The sequence below is a fragment of the Pedobacter sp. BMA genome, from assembly GCF_001027745.1.
Taxonomy (GTDB): domain Bacteria; phylum Bacteroidota; class Bacteroidia; order Sphingobacteriales; family Sphingobacteriaceae; genus Pedobacter.
Map to the genome: position 1 here is coordinate 326,671 of NZ_LECU01000006.1, position 16,368 is coordinate 343,038.

The 16,368-nt window shown below is 36.1% G+C and carries 18 protein-coding genes; 10 read left to right on the forward strand and 8 right to left on the reverse strand.

The features are described 5' to 3' along the window. Positions 1 to 16: 16 nt before the first annotated feature. From AB669_RS13420 to AB669_RS13430, 3 genes are all read right to left on the reverse strand, one after another. Positions 17 to 898, reverse strand: a complete 882-nt coding sequence (locus tag AB669_RS13420) for a hypothetical protein (protein WP_047799819.1) — start codon at positions 896 to 898, stop codon at positions 17 to 19. 279 nt (positions 899 to 1,177) lie between these two features. Next, positions 1,178 to 2,011, reverse strand: coding sequence for a hypothetical protein (locus tag AB669_RS13425; protein ID WP_047799820.1), 834 nt, complete (start codon positions 2,009 to 2,011; stop codon positions 1,178 to 1,180). Between the two features lies 1 nt (position 2,012). Further along, positions 2,013 to 3,041: a DUF4917 family protein gene (locus AB669_RS13430; RefSeq protein WP_047799821.1), complete on the reverse strand. Its 1,029-nt coding sequence runs from the start codon at positions 3,039 to 3,041 to the stop codon at positions 2,013 to 2,015. 873 nt (positions 3,042 to 3,914) lie between these two features. On the opposite strand from AB669_RS13430, the gene AB669_RS13435 reads away from it, so the two are divergent. From AB669_RS13435 to AB669_RS13445, 3 genes are all read left to right on the forward strand, one after another. Beyond that, complete coding sequence (locus AB669_RS13435) at positions 3,915 to 5,225, forward strand: AAA family ATPase (RefSeq protein ID WP_047799822.1); 1,311 nt, start codon at positions 3,915 to 3,917, stop codon at positions 5,223 to 5,225. Beyond that, a complete protein-coding gene (locus tag AB669_RS13440) occupies positions 5,225 to 5,722 on the forward strand; it encodes a hypothetical protein (RefSeq protein ID WP_047799823.1) in 498 nt (165 codons plus the stop codon). The genes AB669_RS13435 and AB669_RS13440 overlap by 1 nt, the downstream gene beginning before the upstream one ends. Positions 5,723 to 5,924: 202 nt before the next feature. Continuing rightward, positions 5,925 to 6,350, forward strand: a complete 426-nt coding sequence (locus AB669_RS13445; RefSeq protein ID WP_047799824.1) for a hypothetical protein — start codon at positions 5,925 to 5,927, stop codon at positions 6,348 to 6,350. A gap of 1 nt (position 6,351) precedes the next feature. Here the strand turns inward: AB669_RS13445 and AB669_RS13450 are convergent, their stop codons facing one another. Beyond that, positions 6,352 to 6,564: a hypothetical protein gene (locus AB669_RS13450; RefSeq protein ID WP_082120677.1), complete on the reverse strand. Its 213-nt coding sequence runs from the start codon at positions 6,562 to 6,564 to the stop codon at positions 6,352 to 6,354. Positions 6,565 to 6,654: 90 nt separating this feature from the next. Beyond that, the gene (locus AB669_RS13455; protein ID WP_047799825.1) at positions 6,655 to 6,954 is read right to left on the reverse strand and encodes a hypothetical protein; all 300 of its coding nucleotides are present in this window, start codon (positions 6,952 to 6,954) and stop codon (positions 6,655 to 6,657) included. A gap of 286 nt (positions 6,955 to 7,240) precedes the next feature. On the opposite strand from AB669_RS13455, the gene AB669_RS13460 reads away from it, so the two are divergent. Continuing rightward, positions 7,241 to 8,299 (forward strand): HNH endonuclease domain-containing protein, encoded by a 1,059-nt coding sequence (locus AB669_RS13460; protein WP_047799826.1) that lies wholly within the window; start codon positions 7,241 to 7,243, stop codon positions 8,297 to 8,299. A gap of 78 nt (positions 8,300 to 8,377) precedes the next feature. Here the strand turns inward: AB669_RS13460 and AB669_RS13465 are convergent, their stop codons facing one another. Continuing rightward, positions 8,378 to 8,773: a hypothetical protein gene (locus AB669_RS13465; protein WP_156166747.1), complete on the reverse strand. Its 396-nt coding sequence runs from the start codon at positions 8,771 to 8,773 to the stop codon at positions 8,378 to 8,380. A gap of 111 nt (positions 8,774 to 8,884) precedes the next feature. On the opposite strand from AB669_RS13465, the gene AB669_RS13470 reads away from it, so the two are divergent. From AB669_RS13470 to AB669_RS13480, 3 genes are read left to right on the forward strand one after another with little or no spacing between them, the layout of a single operon-like run. Beyond that, complete coding sequence (locus AB669_RS13470) at positions 8,885 to 9,088, forward strand: hypothetical protein (RefSeq protein ID WP_047799828.1); 204 nt, start codon at positions 8,885 to 8,887, stop codon at positions 9,086 to 9,088. Continuing rightward, complete coding sequence (locus tag AB669_RS13475) at positions 9,085 to 9,525, forward strand: hypothetical protein (protein ID WP_047799829.1); 441 nt, start codon at positions 9,085 to 9,087, stop codon at positions 9,523 to 9,525. Before AB669_RS13470 ends, AB669_RS13475 begins: the two co-directional genes overlap by 4 nt. A 22-nt stretch (positions 9,526 to 9,547) precedes the next feature. Then, a complete protein-coding gene (locus AB669_RS13480) occupies positions 9,548 to 10,108 on the forward strand; it encodes a hypothetical protein (protein WP_047799830.1) in 561 nt (186 codons plus the stop codon). A gap of 656 nt (positions 10,109 to 10,764) precedes the next feature. Here the strand turns inward: AB669_RS13480 and AB669_RS13485 are convergent. After that, positions 10,765 to 11,316 (reverse strand): cupin domain-containing protein, encoded by a 552-nt coding sequence (locus tag AB669_RS13485; RefSeq protein WP_047799831.1) that lies wholly within the window; start codon positions 11,314 to 11,316, stop codon positions 10,765 to 10,767. A 62-nt stretch (positions 11,317 to 11,378) separates the two neighbouring features. Further along, a complete protein-coding gene (locus AB669_RS13490; RefSeq protein ID WP_047799832.1) occupies positions 11,379 to 12,197 on the reverse strand; it encodes a helix-turn-helix domain-containing protein in 819 nt (272 codons plus the stop codon). A gap of 941 nt (positions 12,198 to 13,138) precedes the next feature. Between AB669_RS13490 and AB669_RS13500 the strand changes: the two genes are divergently transcribed. The 3 genes from AB669_RS13500 (at position 13,139) to AB669_RS13510 (ending at position 15,856) form a co-directional block, all read left to right on the forward strand. Further along, positions 13,139 to 13,429 (forward strand): helix-turn-helix domain-containing protein, encoded by a 291-nt coding sequence (locus tag AB669_RS13500; RefSeq protein ID WP_047799834.1) that lies wholly within the window; start codon positions 13,139 to 13,141, stop codon positions 13,427 to 13,429. Then, on the forward strand, positions 13,429 to 14,688 hold the full coding sequence (locus AB669_RS13505; RefSeq protein WP_047799835.1) for a type II toxin-antitoxin system HipA family toxin: 1,260 nt from the start codon (positions 13,429 to 13,431) through the stop codon (positions 14,686 to 14,688). Before AB669_RS13500 ends, AB669_RS13505 begins: the two co-directional genes overlap by 1 nt. Before the next feature lie 400 nt (positions 14,689 to 15,088). Further along, complete coding sequence (locus tag AB669_RS13510) at positions 15,089 to 15,856, forward strand: hypothetical protein (RefSeq protein WP_047799836.1); 768 nt, start codon at positions 15,089 to 15,091, stop codon at positions 15,854 to 15,856. Positions 15,857 to 16,368 lie beyond the last annotated feature (512 nt).

Here is a 16,368-nt window from a genome sequence, read left to right on the forward strand (position 1 = left end):
ATTTGAAAAACTATCCTCATGGCACGTGATCACCTTTTACGTAGTCGACATAGGTAAAATTCATGTTATCTTTACCAAAATCTGTTACAACCTTAATACAGTCAACGGGTAAGTTGTATCCGTTTTTTCTCTCAAATTTAAACACCCCAACACTTTCTAACTTTAAACATTTGTCAACTAACTCAGGTAATAGTGCTACGTTTTGCCCTCGGTAGATTGACTGTACACTTGGATATGTAATACCTTTTAGACTTGTGCGGTTCCAGATATAATTAGCATAGGCGGACGAAATTTTGTATTTAAAAGATTCATTTTCACCTACATCTTTCCTAGCGAATTGTTCACTGAATATTTCTCCTTGTTCTTGGCAATATTTCTTCGTTTCTTCATTTGGTAGCCTCCTCATTTGCTCAGCTACAGATGTTCTGGCATAGTTGCTGTTTTTTTGGGCATCTTTGCCGAAGATCATTTCGACGACTTCCATTTCAGTTATTATTCTCCAACGGCTCATCGTGAATAATTCAACGATGTTATCTTCTAACGCTTCCTCGTTTCTGAATAATTTCGAAGTTTCAAAATACGCCACAACTCTGGGTTGCCTAATTTCCAGAGACTCTATTGCTCCGTAAAAAACAGCTTGATGTTCTGCGTTTGATCTACCTAAGTCAACGTATTTTGAGAGAACATCTGGATCATGAATATAGCTAACCTCCTGTTCATTAGTAAAGAGTTTTTCGCCTTCATTAATTCGCACGCGATCTATATAGTGGTTTATATGCAATATAGCCGAAGGAACATATTTGTTAGGGATTTGTACTATGCTATCATATACATGCTTATAAGTAACGGTATCAAGTTTATTTTTTAAACTCTCTAAATAGGCTAATTCAGGACTCATTTTATACTTTTTGCAAGGAGGTTAGGGAGATATAAATTATTTTAAACTTATATAAAATGTTGATTAGATGAAAGTGAGATATCTACGATTATTAAATGGTTTTTAACTTATAAAAGTGTTGTTAAAACGATGAGCGCGGATGTTTCGCAGACATATTAATCAACAATAGCCATTGGTTTGGAATTTGGTTTGTTGTATGTCTGCTCGCTCGCGGATCTTCCAAGGGGATAGAGTTTACGGCAATATCCAAGATCTAAAAGAATAGAATAACTTTTTGTACTAAACCTCTGTTCGCTCACTCAAAAAATTTATGATACGATTTTTAACTATCGCCCGCGGCCAATTTAAAGTTTTGTCTTCCAAAAAATCACGATAATTATTCATTATAAATCCAGAAACATCTTTCTCACCGATAACTTCTTCATTTATCTCAAAAGCCTCTCGAATAGCCTGATCTAAATCGCTAAATTTCTCCATTGGCGGCATATTGAGATTTGTTTTTATAAAAGCATTTGTTGTTGATAAAATGGATATCTGTTTCGTCATAGATTCTAGCGTAGAAACGATGAGATCATTAAAATTCCCATCTTTTTCTTTCAGTCCTTTTAAATCGAATGTTCCGAAATGCTTCAAAAAAGTTGAATAGTCTGGCTCTTTAGATTTTTTATAAGTTGCAATGATTTTTTTCTTAAGTTGCTCTTTAAAAATAATTATTTTACCATGCCTTAAATCTCGGGGATATATTAAATGCTCAATTGGTCCAGTATCGAATGATATATCCGTTTGATCGTCGATAACCACAATAGTAGCTTTGTCGAAAGCTAGGCGTAGTCCCAGCTCAAACATTACGTTCGGGTTTTTACCACTGACATCAACTATTACAATCTCATTTTGATATAAATTTTGTACAATCCTACTTTGAATCACCCCTGCAAATTCAGATGCACTGACTAAATCACTTTTAAAACCAGCTGCTTTAGCTACATCTTGTAATATAGATAAAACTTCGCTCCAGTGATCGGTTTCGAGGCCATCAATCTTTGATATAGGCATTACTATTCCACAAGTGATCGTACCATCTTGAGTTTCAATAAGATTTTTTTCGTTGTGCATTTTAATAGAAAAATTTCGGTGTATCAAATGAAAACAAAGTCCTTGAATCAAAAAACTGCACCGACTTATTAGGAAATAGATTATTAACTCTGCTGGTCTCTCTTTGTAGGTCCTTCATAGACCGATTCGGCCAGACTGACGCAACGATAGTATCCGTTTTTGAGCTGTTTATAGCTTCAACAATATGGCGATCACTTTTTCCGAAGGAAAAGCCAAATGTAACAAGATTGCCTTTTCTAGATTTAAGTTTATTTAATGCAGATCTTAAGTAATAATTTTCATTTATGGATATGTATTTTTCTTCAGCTGTACCTTCAGCTACATAAACAGGAAAATTATTATTATCAAGCTCTATCTTGATTAACTTAATGTATTCGAGGTTGCCATCAATCTTTCTTATTTTGTATGTTGAACCAGATGGATTAAACATGAAGAGGGAGCCATGGAGATATATGAGATTTCTAGGTTTATAATCAAAGTCATCAAAACTTAGCTTACCTTTTGATAATTCGGTGTAAAATCCATCCCCGAATTGCGAAAAGTTTTCCAAACCCAAATCCACCAAAGTGTTGTTGGCCAATATGATTTTGTATAAGTATACGTCATAATTCGTTGTATATACATCAGAAAATGGCTCAAGTTCTTTAGCTAATGACCTAAGCATTACATCTCGGATATCCTTCGCTTCAGGATGAGTAGTTTGAATGGTGTGTATAAGCCCGTCCTTAACTCTCTGTTTGATTTTCGGTATGTCAGAGTTAACAGATCCTAACACAGAATTTACAATTTCAGCATTATTCAATCCACTAAGTACTACCTCAAAGTTTGTTGTGTTAAAGTTTTTGAATAGGTCAACAATTTCAGCAACACTTTGACTACAAAATAGTTCGCAAAGTGAATCATATCTCAAACTTGGCCATAAATTTATAGAGAAACCATTACCAATCAATATATCTGATACTTCAAAACTATCTTTCATAGTTTGCCAATCAAATATACCGACATCAGATAGTTCATTTTGTGAGAGCATAACATCCAGTTTATTAACGCAAATTAAGTATTTTTTGATTGATTCCCAAAACCACTAGCAGAACGGTATAGCCATAGTAATCGAATAGTCATAAATGCTGCGATCAAAGCAGAATGAATATTTTAGCCAAGTAGTATCACAGAAAGCAATGAGCAATAAGACTATGAGACGCCACCAGATATTTTATGAAGTATCAAACAGGAAGGTTTTGATGCAAGGATGTTGGTCGGTTGTCCATTTTTATGAAATTGTTAGCTGCCTTATAGAGTAATTAGCTTTTTAGAGAACTGATTGGGTTCATTTTCCAGTTGAAAGTGGTAAATTAACTGTGTAGCAATAACTGGCTGGGCATCCAACAGCATAAATCTTAGACTTATTGTTTGAAGTTGGTGATAAATTTTCTGTTGATAAGAGTTTCATGTGTTTTGTTTTCTATACTTTCCTCAGACTTAGGTAAGTTTAGATAATCCAATCAGGTATTACTGCATACTTATGTATCATAAAAAAGTAGTTTATCCGTAACCGAATATTTTGGTGAACCTAGCCTTGTGAGTCGTGCCAACCAAAATCAGTTTTCATTCCTTATATTCCTACGTAGCAAGCCTCAGAAAACTTAAATTAAAAGTAAATTTGGAGCCAACTATGCGGAATCGGCGAACAATTTCGCCGACAAATGAATTGTGACAAATGATGATACAAATAAAACTGGTTCACATAGGGATTTTAATACCATGCTTTTCATGATTTTTGTCGCGGTATTAACTTTTGGTGATGATAGAGAGCCATTCTTTGGTTGGTCGATTTTATTTAGGATCCTACTAAAATTAAGAATCGATAATTTTCATAACTTTACCACACAAATAATTAAACACAATGAGCAATTTCCCCGATATACGTATTTTAGCAGAGGATTTTCGAGCAGTAAACCACGCTGACATTATCATAAATGGAATTACTGTGGTTGCTGGAGAGAACGGCTCAGGTAAAAGTTCTATTTCTAAACTTTTGTACTTTTTATATAGAACCGTTGCTGACTACGATCGTATCGTTGCCAGAGAACTAAGAGGCAGTTTGGCGGATGTGAGTCGTTTTCTTGAAATAATTGCTCAAGAGACCCGTTACTACGACAAAGGCTTGGATTTTAGAGGGGAAGTAGTGGAGCTTAGAAAAGCTTTACTAAATACCGAGGATCTGAAAGGGGAAATGAGACGATGGATTGAGGTTGTTGAGCAGATACAGAAATTTTTGAGTGCCACAGAATGGGTTAAAAATCCAGATAGACTTACTCCAAGGAATTCTGGGCGGTTTCGGCATATTCTTGGCGATCTTCTAAATATCGACTACAAAGAGGAGGACATGGATGAATCCTTTGAGAAAGTAAAAAATATAATAATCAAAAACTTCAGAAAAGCAATAGATACCATAGAACTCAGACCAACTTCGTTATTTACCGAGGAATTAAGAAGGGTATTTATAGAGGGAAGTTTACCAGGTAAATTCGAGGTGCAAGAATATGGTGATCTCATCGTAGCCCTCACCAAAAAAAACTTATCGATACCTTACAGTATTCAGAATGCTATTTATCTTGATACCCCAATGATGCTTCATTCCGAAGCTAGTAATAATGTGCATTGGGACGATCTCGAGGAACTGCTACAGAAAAAAGGAAATGGAAACCACTTAGTGGCTGATCTGATAAATAGTGAAATCATTCAAGGCGACGTATATTCTGATGATGTGCTTTATTCGACCGATGAATTCAAATTTAAGCGTGTCGATGGAGAAGTTTTTGGACTATTGGATGTTGCTACAGGAATAAAGTCTTTCTCTATCCTCCAAATATTGTTAAAAAATGGTACCATAACAGACAAGACATTGCTCATCTTAGACGAACCAGAATCTAACCTTCATCCACAATGGATAATTGAGTATGCCAGGATTATCGTACTGCTCAATAAGCAACTTGGAATCAAGTTCTTTCTTGCAACTCATAATCCGGATATGGTAAGTGCAATCAGGTATATTTCTGAAAAAGAAGGTGTTTTGGACGGTACGAATTTCTACTTGGCACAAAAGGTCGACGGAAAATTCAAATACAACTATACTTTCTTGGATAAAGAGATCGATCCCATATTCGAATCGTTCAACATTGCATTGGAGCGGATAAATAAATATGGTATTTAATGAAGTATTCTAAACAGGCCACACTTGATTTAGCCAAGTCGCTGAATAAGGAAGAATGTCTACAGGGTATTAACCAGCTGACCCTGAAAGAAGGCAGTTCAGACGCAAACATCTTTACTGATGGGGAAGTTGTATTAGATATGGATTGTGTGGAGCATAAGTTTGCAAGTATAGAAAAGAGATCTCCGGTAAAGTCTATGGACTCGGCTTTTGTTACCACGGACAGTACAGGAACAAAAAGTGAGCTCGTAATGGTTGAATACCGATTCAACTATAAGAATCTTGCTAACCTAAGCCGGGTTGAACTGCTCCAAAAAGTGGCAGGCTCAACAGCGGCAGCGCAATCCACTACTAATGTGCACCCTAACTATTATTTTGTATTTAATTCTAATCTGAAAAATCAGGCGATCAGTCGCCTCGCAAGGATGAACCCTGTTATTCCACAGCACTATAAAGCAATAGACCTTAAGGACATCCAAGATTTGTTTTTTTCCTAAATAACGTCCCTACAATCTTCAATAAGTTAAGAAAGTAGTTTTTTTTGCTTGTTAGAAATCGTTTAAATTTTAGCAACCATAATTCGGGATATGCTATTCATTTGACATCAAAAAGGCCCTGCTCCCAGTCGATATTTATTCTCCTGCGCTAACCTATTGGCGGATATAAGTTCAATCGAAAAATCCACTTTTTAAACTAAATATGCCGAACTGGAGCGTTTTGTCTGATTTTACTAATCATCTCCCTGTGAGAATTTGCTATTGCTACGGATGGCTCAGGAAACCGGCATTTTTAGATGTTCAGGAAATATACCTGGAACTTGCCCCCAAAGAACGTTATGGTACTTACAGCACCATCACTCTAGGCAGAGGCTTGAACGGTATATGGACCTTTGGTCTTTTCGCGTCTTTTGGTACCGCGGGTTCATCAAGCGGGATATGCGTGTACGGGAACGCCTTTCCCTCTAAAGATCAGGCGCAAAAGTATGCGGCCGACCGGTTAAAACAGATGATGCAATCCAATATTGGCAGCTCAGATACTAAAAACTACAATCAAAAGGTAATCCTAGCGACCTTGAAAGATTTAGAAAAACTTGAGGTGAGCACCATTCAACTGGCGCTCTTCTAGCTCACTTGAATTTTCTAAGAATTCTATGCGGATAGATTATGGTCTGGACAGGAAGCACGATATCAGGTTTACCAGGTAAATCTTTAACATGGAGCCGGTACCTAAAACCATTTGCATGAAGAAACCTGCGCACCAGCATTTCTGGTTTGGTGTTTTTCCCTTTGATGCGGCTCATATTGAATGAGCGGGTTTCTTTGCTGTATACGTCGGCCATGATAACACAACAATGCAGGTGGAGAGATGTTGTCAATTACGTGCTTTTAATGCTATTTCGTTTTTCAAATGCTAGCCTCTAAGGAAGGATCTATTTAAATTCTGCTACCGTTAAGCTTAAATGTTCATCAATAAATGTCATCATGTGAATAGCTTTTTGGACTGCTCCAGGTAAATCTGATGCGTGTGTTGCGTAAGCCCCATCTTCAATACCAATCCGGGTAAACTGTCCTTTTAATTGTAAAAATCCAATAGAATACGGATGTTGATAACCTTCTGTAAAATCTATGTTCACGCAGAATGATTTTTCAGCGTTTTCGAATATTGCATTATCATCATACTCTTCAACTAATAGCCAGTTAGGAGGTATGGAATTGAACAGGCCTTTCATAATTAATCTAGTCTTAATTGGTTGGTTTGAGTGAATTTGTTGTTGCAAAACAACAGGTTTCCTACTATTAAAAATACAAATTTAAATGCATAATATCAATGGATTATTGATGTTGTATAAACTTAAATCATTAAAATTGAACGTTATACTTAATAAATCCTATATCTTCGAAACGTAACTAAGTTTTTGATCGCGCCTACAGCATCTGAGGTTTTTTTGTTAATCTGCTAATAGTATCTGTTAATCAAATTTGTTCTTCCACTCCCTATGTTTATCTTGCGGATGAATGATCCCTTTTCACGAACGTTTACCGATAAACCTGTTAACGGCCAGCTTTAACAGCACTGCTGCGGCTTACAAATTTTACTGGCTCCTATCTATACTGGATGAGGTGGCTGATGGTGAATATTACATCCCTAAGCATCGCTTATTTGTAGGCATGGTGGCTTCGAGTTGGTACACGATTAATTATTTCAAAATTAGTTTTGGTAAACAGGATCAGTTGCATAAAGCGGTGGAGGAAATTGGGTTACTGGAAGGCATTAATATCGATGAAGACCGGGTTCGCATCAGGAAACGTTTAAACAAAAGTAATCATCCGCAAACGCAACGATTGCTTTGGCATTTCAATAAGCAGGTACCACACCGTTTTTTGAGTCCGTGGTTTCCATCCAAAGGTGAAAATCAAAAATATATTTATGAGGCTTCGGGCAGGTTCGAAAACGACTGCTTATATGCAGTAAACGATACGCATGTAACTATTAACCCGATATGGGCCGATTATCTGACAAAGAATATGGGTGTTCTAAAAAGTTTTTGCTACTGGAACTTAAGCTTGTATTTGCAAAAACACAATCCTAATGTTCCTGATATTCCGAATAAGCTGATTAAACCAGCTAAAAGAAATGGCCTGGCTAAACAGCGTAAGTTCTGGAATACAATTATCGGCGAGCTTGGTAGCGTAGATTGTATTTATAACAACAGTAAGTTACAGGTAGGTAACTTTGCGGTAGAACACTTCATTCCCTATGCCTTTGTATCTCATGATTTGATCTGGAATTTGATTCCAGCCAGTCCTTCTTTCAACAGTTCTAAATCGGACAGGCTCCCTCCCCTGGACAAATACTTTGATGGTTTTTACCACTTACAAAAACAGGCAATAGAGATTACTAAACACAAAGCCGTTAAAGAACCTTTATTGGAAGATTACCTGAGTATCTTTCCTGATCTCGAAAGCTTAACTTCACTACCGGATGATTACAAGATTAAATTTAGATCGACTATTGAGCCTCTGATCACAATTGCGGGGAATAATGGGTTCGAGATGATGCAGGAAGTAAGATAAACTATTCAAAAACGGCAGATGCAAACAACTGCCATTTTTGAATTTGTTAATATTAATTTACTGATGGTTTGCACACGGTTAATGTACACTAACCATCATTCCGTTATCAACAACTTTTTTCATATTGGTTCCATCACCGTCCCAGCTATAGATACTGGATCTCTTTGTAGTCAAATCATAAAGTGAGGCAAAAATTTTCTTGCCGTCTGGAGAAAAATGAAAACCGTCAATTTCGTAATTGGATTTATTTCCCGGAAATTGAACATTTAAATTTTTAGCGCCTGAACCGTCATAATAAGATGTCCAAACTTCATAATTCGGGTAACCATTAACCACGTAAATCAGTTTATTTAATTGAGTTGAAGGCAATGGAGGTAAATCAGCCCTGAGTTCTTTTTTACAAGCTAGCTGGAAAGTGAAAATAGAGACTGCAAAAAAGAACAGTACTAAACTGCTCATAAATAGCTTTTTCATAAGATTAAGAGTTTTAATTTCTCCAAAGCTAAAAAAAATCATCAACTGTATGACATTGGAATTATCAGATTTTATGAATAATTTCCGCATTCAATTTAAAATCTAAATAATATGACTCCTCAACAAATTGCATCAGTTTTGATGCGCTTACACATTACTCCACAGGCTGATAGAATTAAAATATTAACGCAGGAAATTAAACAGCTTGGCCTTCCAATTGCAGCTCACGCTGCGGCTCAACAATCTATACTAAACGATTTCGATCAAGGTATTATGCTAATCAGCTCAAAAACATTTTTACTCAGATACAGGTGAGTGGTTTGCAAAAGGATGAAGTTGAGAAAAAACTAGTTTTCTATGAAGTTGGGAAAGAATATCATAAGGGCATTGTAAGTTTTCTGGAATCGTACTTTAAGGGAGATGCGGCGATAAAGGTGGAAGATTTAGATGCTGCATTTACTGGCGTTCAGGTCGCTTCCAGAGATGATTTTAATAAGATTATTAATCAGGGTTGGACGGGTGATTGGGACTTGAACCCAGCCAATATTACCACGAAAAGGGTTCAGGTAGCCTCAATGAATAATGCAGGTTTACATCCGCGTGGATATTACCTCAATGCTGATATTGTTAAGATTGAAGCGATACAAAATGGCTCTAACACCCGGTACAGATTGTTTATTGCAAATCCGGTGATTGTAAATACCGGTAATCGTAATGTTAAGTTTATTACTCAACCGGTAAGGTACATTTAATTTAAGTTTAAACAATTTCGCGATGTCTGGAAAAAGTTTTCAGGATTTATTAAAGAGGAGTTTTCCTAATGCAATCATTTTAGATGAGGTTACATCGAAATTCCATTTGAATGGGTTTACCTCAACCAGGTCTTTGCAAAAGGGGTCATATGTTTTTGTTGGTGAGCTGAAGAATCCAAATGTGATCATTTCGGGTATTAATGATAAGTTTCATTTAATTGCTCAGGCCATTTGTATGATCGAACTGAATGGTGAACACCTGGCTCATTTAGCGGAGTTTAACGTAAGCACGCTCATTTCGAGTTTATCGGTTGGTAATGGAACGAAAGGGAGTAAACTTTATAATGTCCCTGCATTTAATGATGAGGAAAGCTGGAGATATGAAAAAACAGCTTACCTTGAAAATCATGTGATGGGTAAGCTGGTAAAAGTAATTTCAGCGGAGGTAGCCAATGTGGTGAGCTGGGAGTTTGGGAGGCCTGAGGATTTATTACTTGCTGATCAATGCCTGATCTCAGATCCACTAAAGGAATATCTGGGAGGGAAAAGTCTGGCGAGCGTATTAAATGAGAGTGTGGAATGAGTTTTTCACACGGGTATTGTACCTCTTATAAAACCTTCTAAAATTTGATTATATTTGGATGTTATACTAAGTAAAGCCTCTTTCAATTAAAACGTAACTTAGTTTTGCTAGCCTCAGTCGTATCTGGGGCTTTTTCTTTTTTAATTAAAAATAATAATGTTCACTTTTAGTAATGGGGTAATGGGGCATTAACATTTTGATTTTTGAAAATGATTTCCTAAATTAGACTATCCTATTGTTGTAATCACATCTCATTTTACCTATTCCGGAGGTTCGACTCCGGAGCTGGGTACAATTTTTCTTAGGGATCCCCAACGGGATCCCTATTGATTTTACAATCAAATTAAAATTGAGGTTTTGTCTTAAAGTTTAGTTAAATAAGTTTTTGATTAGAATTTCTAATGATATCGAGGTTTGGATGTGCATCACATCCATTTAGCTGCAAACTGATAAAATTCGACCTTCATTTCCCCGGAAAAGGCTTTCCTTATTCAGAAACTGTTCATTGAAAGGGTAATCACGCCAGCTTTTTTTATCAAATTATCGCAGATATTCTAAATTGAAATGTTATTAAAAACCCAATTCTTTTTAACCTAATAATCTGTAATATTGATAACTTACATACCCCTTGTAATTCAAGTCTTAGATTGCTTGTATCAATCGATAGTAAGCCCAGGTCCGATTACCTTCATTCCACACTCTTTATGAATTTTGTCAATTTCTGCTTTGCTGGGTTTATGATCTAAATTATTCATTGTCCTAAAAAAGTCTTCAGCTTTCCCCGCTGGTTGTACGAAATAAATAAGTTTACCAAAATCTGTTCGCTGAATCCAGGTATGAGGAATATTTCGGGGTAAAAAAATGGTATCACCCGTTGTTAATTCCATGAGTTTACCACCAACTGAGAATTTATAGTTTCCCTCTGCTACGTAAAAAATCTCATCCTGATCAAAGTGAACATGAAGTGATGGCCCAGTTTGCTCGAATCCAATATATTCAAACATGGCCAACTGCCCATTGGTATCCTTACCAGATATTTTTATGTCGTTCGGATTTTTTCCTTTATATAAAAAGGATTCTCCGAATCTGCCCTTGCCGGCTCTAACAACAAATGGATCTCTAACTCCCATTTGCGCAAGGCCGGTTTTACTTAGCGTTAAAATGGCGGCCATACTTACGCTGCTAAATAAAAATTCTTTTCTTTCCATATTATTTAGATTTTCTCAAAGATGGAAAGGAAAAAAAGACCTTTAGTGGTAAAAATCAGACATTAGTAAATTTCTTCCGTGCCCAATTGTCGCTCTGGAGAATCCATTGCAAAAAAATCGGAGGGCGACAAGCCTGTAAATGATTTATAATCCTTACTTAAGTGCTGATAATCGTAATAGCCAGAATCAATGGCTACATTAAACCAGTTCATAGCTGGGAAAACATTTTTTAGCCGGTAAGCATAATCAAACCTGGCCACCCTTAGAAAAGCTTTTGGACTGATCCCGACACTATCTATAAAACGCCTATTAAATTGTCGTTGCGATAAAAAGCCGTTAGAAACATAATAATCCAATGAACGATTGAAGTTCAGCATTTCACCTGCAACAAGATCAATTTGATCTAAGTTACCTTTGATGGCTCTCAATTTCTTCAAGATGTATTGATCTGCGATTGACAACATTTCGCGGTGGTTACTGGTATGAAAAAGCTGATCATTTACCTCTTCGATTTCTCTACCCAAAATAAGTTCGGCATCAACGGAAGAATTTGTTAGGTCTACAGTCGGGATACCCAATAATTTGCAAAGTGCACCTGGCTTAAAAACAATCTGAAGAGAACGAAACCTTTTATAAACGGTTCTCATATTCACAACCGTATGTTGGCCAAAAAGCAATGCATTTCTAGGCTTGATAAAATCCTTGCTTGTCGGATACTCAATCTTTGTTGGGGTTTGAAAAAATTGGAGGCAATGCTCAGGTCGTGGTGTGTAGGCTTTTGACGGAATCGGATCGTTGTGATTAAATTCAAAATCGATAATTCTATAACACTTTATGTATGCTGATAGACTTTTATCTGGTTTGTGTTCACTCAAGTGCATAGTGCTAACAATCTGACATAAAGATAAGTAAATTTAATTATTGTTTTTAATGTCTTTACTATGAAACGAATCGTATTCTATATTAAACATCAATCTGCGAAGTTAGAGATAATGCCGACACAATGTAAAATTCAATATCTAGCTGTATTTACACAAAAAGTGGCTATTAAAATTTTTAAAGTTTGTTAACCACTTTTTTTACAACAAAAAACTCTCGTTATTTAATAAGTTTCTGGGAGGTAGCACTTAGGGATTTTATAGTTTGCAAAGTCGCTTACTTTTATTCTGCTGACCTTCGCCTTTTTCCTGGATTATCAAAAACTCATTCCATTAATCAAATGAAATATTTAGTTTTTGATAATGAGTTTTTGATAATTTGAATTACAGAAAATTTGAGCATTAAATTACTATCAATTAAAATGTCAAGTTTTTCGGTTCAAAGTTTCCCGCTGAAGGTGTTTTAGCTGAGGTAATTTCTAAAATTTTATTCGAAATTATATAATCCTTTCAACTTTAAATCATCCACGATCGGTTCTATAAGCAATAGAAAGGCTTTCAAATATTGAAAGTAGTCCCGTTGATCGGTACTAATTGTCATCCCTATTGTTTTTTTGATCATCCCATGGTGTATAGCGGTTATTGTTGTACGGATGTAACTATTGGTTTTCATCCTGATTCTTCGAATCTTCAAATAGTCAGATCGTAATTGACAAATCTTATTTCAATAACAAAATGCAGGGGTACAGGTTGAAATTTTCAGTTATCCATAATCAACACATGGAAGATGCGTAATACTATGCCCATTTAGCCGGCTATTGGGTATAATATTATCCATTTAGTTCTATCAATCTTATTTTTCTTTAGAAAATCGTATGATATGAATATATCAATGAGTGTTATTATATCCATTATTATTATATTTGGGCATAATTATACTCATTATGAGATCGAAGAAAGTTGTTGTATTTCCAAAATATAAAATGATTTGGGATCAGTTAGGCGAAAACATTAAACTTGCCAGGAAGCGCAGAAAATTAACTGCAATTCAACTTGCAGAACGCGCTGCTATTGAAAGGGCAACTCTTCGTAAAATTGAACGGGGGGATCCCGGAGTCTCTATGGGGGCATATTTCAATGTACTTAAGGCACTGAATCTGCATGAAGATTTCCTTAAGCTAGCGGTAGATGATGAACTTGGGAGAAAACTTCAAGACTTAGATTTGTTAAAGTAATGGCAGCCACAAAGACAGATATATGGGTATACGCTCACTGGAAAGGCATGGATGCCCCACGGTGCATAGGAGTGATTTCTGCTCAGCAGAGTAAAGGACATAGAATATTTGGATTTGAATACGACCGGGCTTGGCTAAAGTCTGATCAGTTGTTTTTGCTTGATCCTGAAATCGGTTTATATTCAGGAACCCAATACCCCGACAAAAAAGACAATTTTGGAATATTTATGGATTCGATGCCGGATACCTGGGGACGAAAACTGATGTTGCGTCGGGCTGCGCAAACGGCTTTTGCCAAAGGGGACGCGACACCCAAACTATACGAAATTGATTTTTTGCTTGGCGTTAATGATGCTTCCAGGATGGGAGCATTAAGGTTTAAGCTAGATCCCAACCGATCTTTTCTTGATGATAACAAGAATAATCCTACTCCACCAATTACTCATCTACGGGAGCTACAGGCAAGTGTCAAAGCTTATGAAGAAGATGAGGAAGGGAAAAATGGTAGTGATTGGATTCCGATGCTTTTTGCGCCAGGGTCATCACTGGGTGGAGCAAGACCAAAAGCAAATGTTGTTGATTTGGATGGTCATTTGTGTATTGCAAAGTTTCCCTCAAAAGCTGATATAATTGATAAGGCTGCATGGGAATACTTAGCTTATGAACTGGCGACCAAGGCTGGAATCAATATGCCAGTTTGTACACTTGAAAAGGTAAGAGGACCCTATCATACATTTTTATCCAGACGGTTTGATCGGGATATGGGTGAGCGTATTCATTTTGCTTCGGCTATGACCATGACAAAAAATAGTGAGGATAGTATTAGAGACGCGACTCCTAGTTATCTTGAGATAGCAGATTTTATACAGCGTTATGGATCGAACATAGAAGAAGACCTGCATCAATTGTGGAGAAGAATAGTATTTAACATAGCAATCTCCAACACGGATGATCATTTAAGGAATCATGGCTTTTTATTGACAGCAAATGGATGGAGATTATCGCCAGCGTATGATATCAATCCTTCAGTAGATAAAAATGGATTGGCACTTAATATTGATATGGACAATAATGCGTTGGATTTCGATTTGGCTTTAAGTGTTGGGGAATTATTTCAGTTAAAAGAAAATCAAATGCACCAAATCATTAGAGAGGTTTCAATAGCTGTAAAGGATTGGCGAGCGATAGCCACTAAATTAGGAATATCCAGGGCGGAACAAGAAGGAATGTCTCCCGCTTTTAGACTAATTACTAAATAGTGAAAGGAAGGAATCGTTATAAAAATGTTGCCAAATTAGACGTAGGGATGCGGCAGTTTTACTTTTATCCAAACATAGTATTAAAAAGAGTATTCTTATGGATTTTTTTATTTGCTAATTACTCCTATTTTTTTCATATAATTAATCAGTAGTTTATATTATATAATTTTATAGGGTTATGTATAGAAACGAAAAAAGGTTTTGTACCAATTTTACTATCAGATCTAACAATTGTTCACCGATTTCCACCGGTAGGTGTTGTACATGACGATACCAATGCTACAATGGAGTTACAGTTTATTGTTGAAGCATCAGTTGAATGTATGGGTTATACCAGAAAGTTTAATCTTGATAGTGATGGATATGCTTATAAACAATTTTTAATCGTTCGTCCTTAATTATGAAGTTTCTCTCTTTTCTTTTGTTATGCTTGATGTATGCTATGGTTGCGCTCGGCCAGGAATATAAAGATAGTTTTAGAGCAGTTCGAATAGAACAGCATATTGAGCTGTTCATCACAGGACCTGAAAAGGTTATATCAGAAACTGGCGTTGATATTATATTTAACAAGGAATATTGGGTTGTAAGAGAGAAATTAAAGAAAAGCAATAGCCAGATTATAATAGATCGGGAAGGTAAACAATCAGAGAAACAATCAAAGACTTTAGATCATATATATTTTGTTGGGAAAAAAGGGAGTTTGACTGGGATGGCCTATAAATCCTCGTTGAATGAAAAACCTTTTGGAAGATATGGGGTAGATTCTTTAGTTAACTCCTACTTGAAATTTCCTTCAGACTTCTATCCTTCAAAGATAGCCAGTTCTGACGAGGTGGGCTTAGTGGTGAATAAAGAGAAAGGAACCTTGATAGAAAAAGTCAGATTTCCAAAGAAAGATGAACTTACACAGGATTCAGTATATTATCATTATCAAGTACGACCGTTTTCACTGCCATTTTTTAATAAGTCAGTTCGCGCAATGGATTTGAATCTAGTTGGATTCGAGGCTATATTTTTAGCTAAACCTGATGGAATAAGTAAATTGAAAGTTCCATTTTCATCCAGAAAATGGTGGGTAAAAGTAATTGAGATACCTGTTCCAGAGCAAAAATTAGTCCTGTCATTAATTGAAAAGTTCAAACGTGAGTGTGAATTAACAGTTCACTAAAATGATGTGTTATTTAGCAGCAGGAGATAGTTGCTTGCTGCTAAATTTACCACATCTCCATCGAACCTATGTAGTAATCTGGGGTATCAGCAAGATGTAATTAATTTATAAAAATATAAATGTTTATAATACAATTTGTAGTTGCTAATAATTTTAGTAAAATTTGCTTTATGGTATATCCTGTTGTTACACCAGACCCTGACGCTCTAAGGCCCAAAGTAGATTTGCGGCACCAATAATATACGTGTATGCGGCATAAGCGTTTTGATTTTTAAAAAAGATTTCCTAAATTAGACTATCCTATTGTTGTAATCACATCCCATGTTACTTATTCCGGGGGCTTGAATCCTCGAAATAGTGGTGACGATTCCTATTGTTTTCCTGATCATCCCATGATGTATAGCGTTATTGTTGTATGAATGTGTCTATAGCACTCAGTTTTACTCAATAGCTAATTGATTTTATACTTTTTACAAAGACTAGATTTGTTTTACTTAATGAAAACGCTTTCA

Coding starts and splice junctions, on each gene's coding strand:
- AB669_RS13420 (WP_047799819.1), bottom strand. CDS start 898: ATGAGTCCTGAATTAGCCTATTTAGAGAGTTTAAAAAATAAACTTGAT.
- AB669_RS13425 (WP_047799820.1), bottom strand. CDS start 2,011: ATGCACAACGAAAAAAATCTTATTGAAACTCAAGATGGTACGATCACT.
- AB669_RS13430 (WP_047799821.1), bottom strand. CDS start 3,041: ATGCTCTCACAAAATGAACTATCTGATGTCGGTATATTTGATTGGCAA.
- AB669_RS13435 (WP_047799822.1), top strand. CDS start 3,915: ATGAGCAATTTCCCCGATATACGTATTTTAGCAGAGGATTTTCGAGCA.
- AB669_RS13440 (WP_047799823.1), top strand. CDS start 5,225: ATGAAGTATTCTAAACAGGCCACACTTGATTTAGCCAAGTCGCTGAAT.
- AB669_RS13445 (WP_047799824.1), top strand. CDS start 5,925: ATGCCGAACTGGAGCGTTTTGTCTGATTTTACTAATCATCTCCCTGTG.
- AB669_RS13450 (WP_082120677.1), bottom strand. CDS start 6,564: ATGGCCGACGTATACAGCAAAGAAACCCGCTCATTCAATATGAGCCGC.
- AB669_RS13455 (WP_047799825.1), bottom strand. CDS start 6,954: ATGAAAGGCCTGTTCAATTCCATACCTCCTAACTGGCTATTAGTTGAA.
- AB669_RS13460 (WP_047799826.1), top strand. CDS start 7,241: ATGATCCCTTTTCACGAACGTTTACCGATAAACCTGTTAACGGCCAGC.
- AB669_RS13465 (WP_156166747.1), bottom strand. CDS start 8,773: ATGAAAAAGCTATTTATGAGCAGTTTAGTACTGTTCTTTTTTGCAGTC.
- AB669_RS13470 (WP_047799828.1), top strand. CDS start 8,885: ATGACTCCTCAACAAATTGCATCAGTTTTGATGCGCTTACACATTACT.
- AB669_RS13480 (WP_047799830.1), top strand. CDS start 9,548: ATGTCTGGAAAAAGTTTTCAGGATTTATTAAAGAGGAGTTTTCCTAAT.
- AB669_RS13485 (WP_047799831.1), bottom strand. CDS start 11,316: ATGGAAAGAAAAGAATTTTTATTTAGCAGCGTAAGTATGGCCGCCATT.
- AB669_RS13490 (WP_047799832.1), bottom strand. CDS start 12,197: ATGCACTTGAGTGAACACAAACCAGATAAAAGTCTATCAGCATACATA.
- AB669_RS13500 (WP_047799834.1), top strand. CDS start 13,139: ATGAGATCGAAGAAAGTTGTTGTATTTCCAAAATATAAAATGATTTGG.
- AB669_RS13505 (WP_047799835.1), top strand. CDS start 13,429: ATGGCAGCCACAAAGACAGATATATGGGTATACGCTCACTGGAAAGGC.
- AB669_RS13510 (WP_047799836.1), top strand. CDS start 15,089: ATGAAGTTTCTCTCTTTTCTTTTGTTATGCTTGATGTATGCTATGGTT.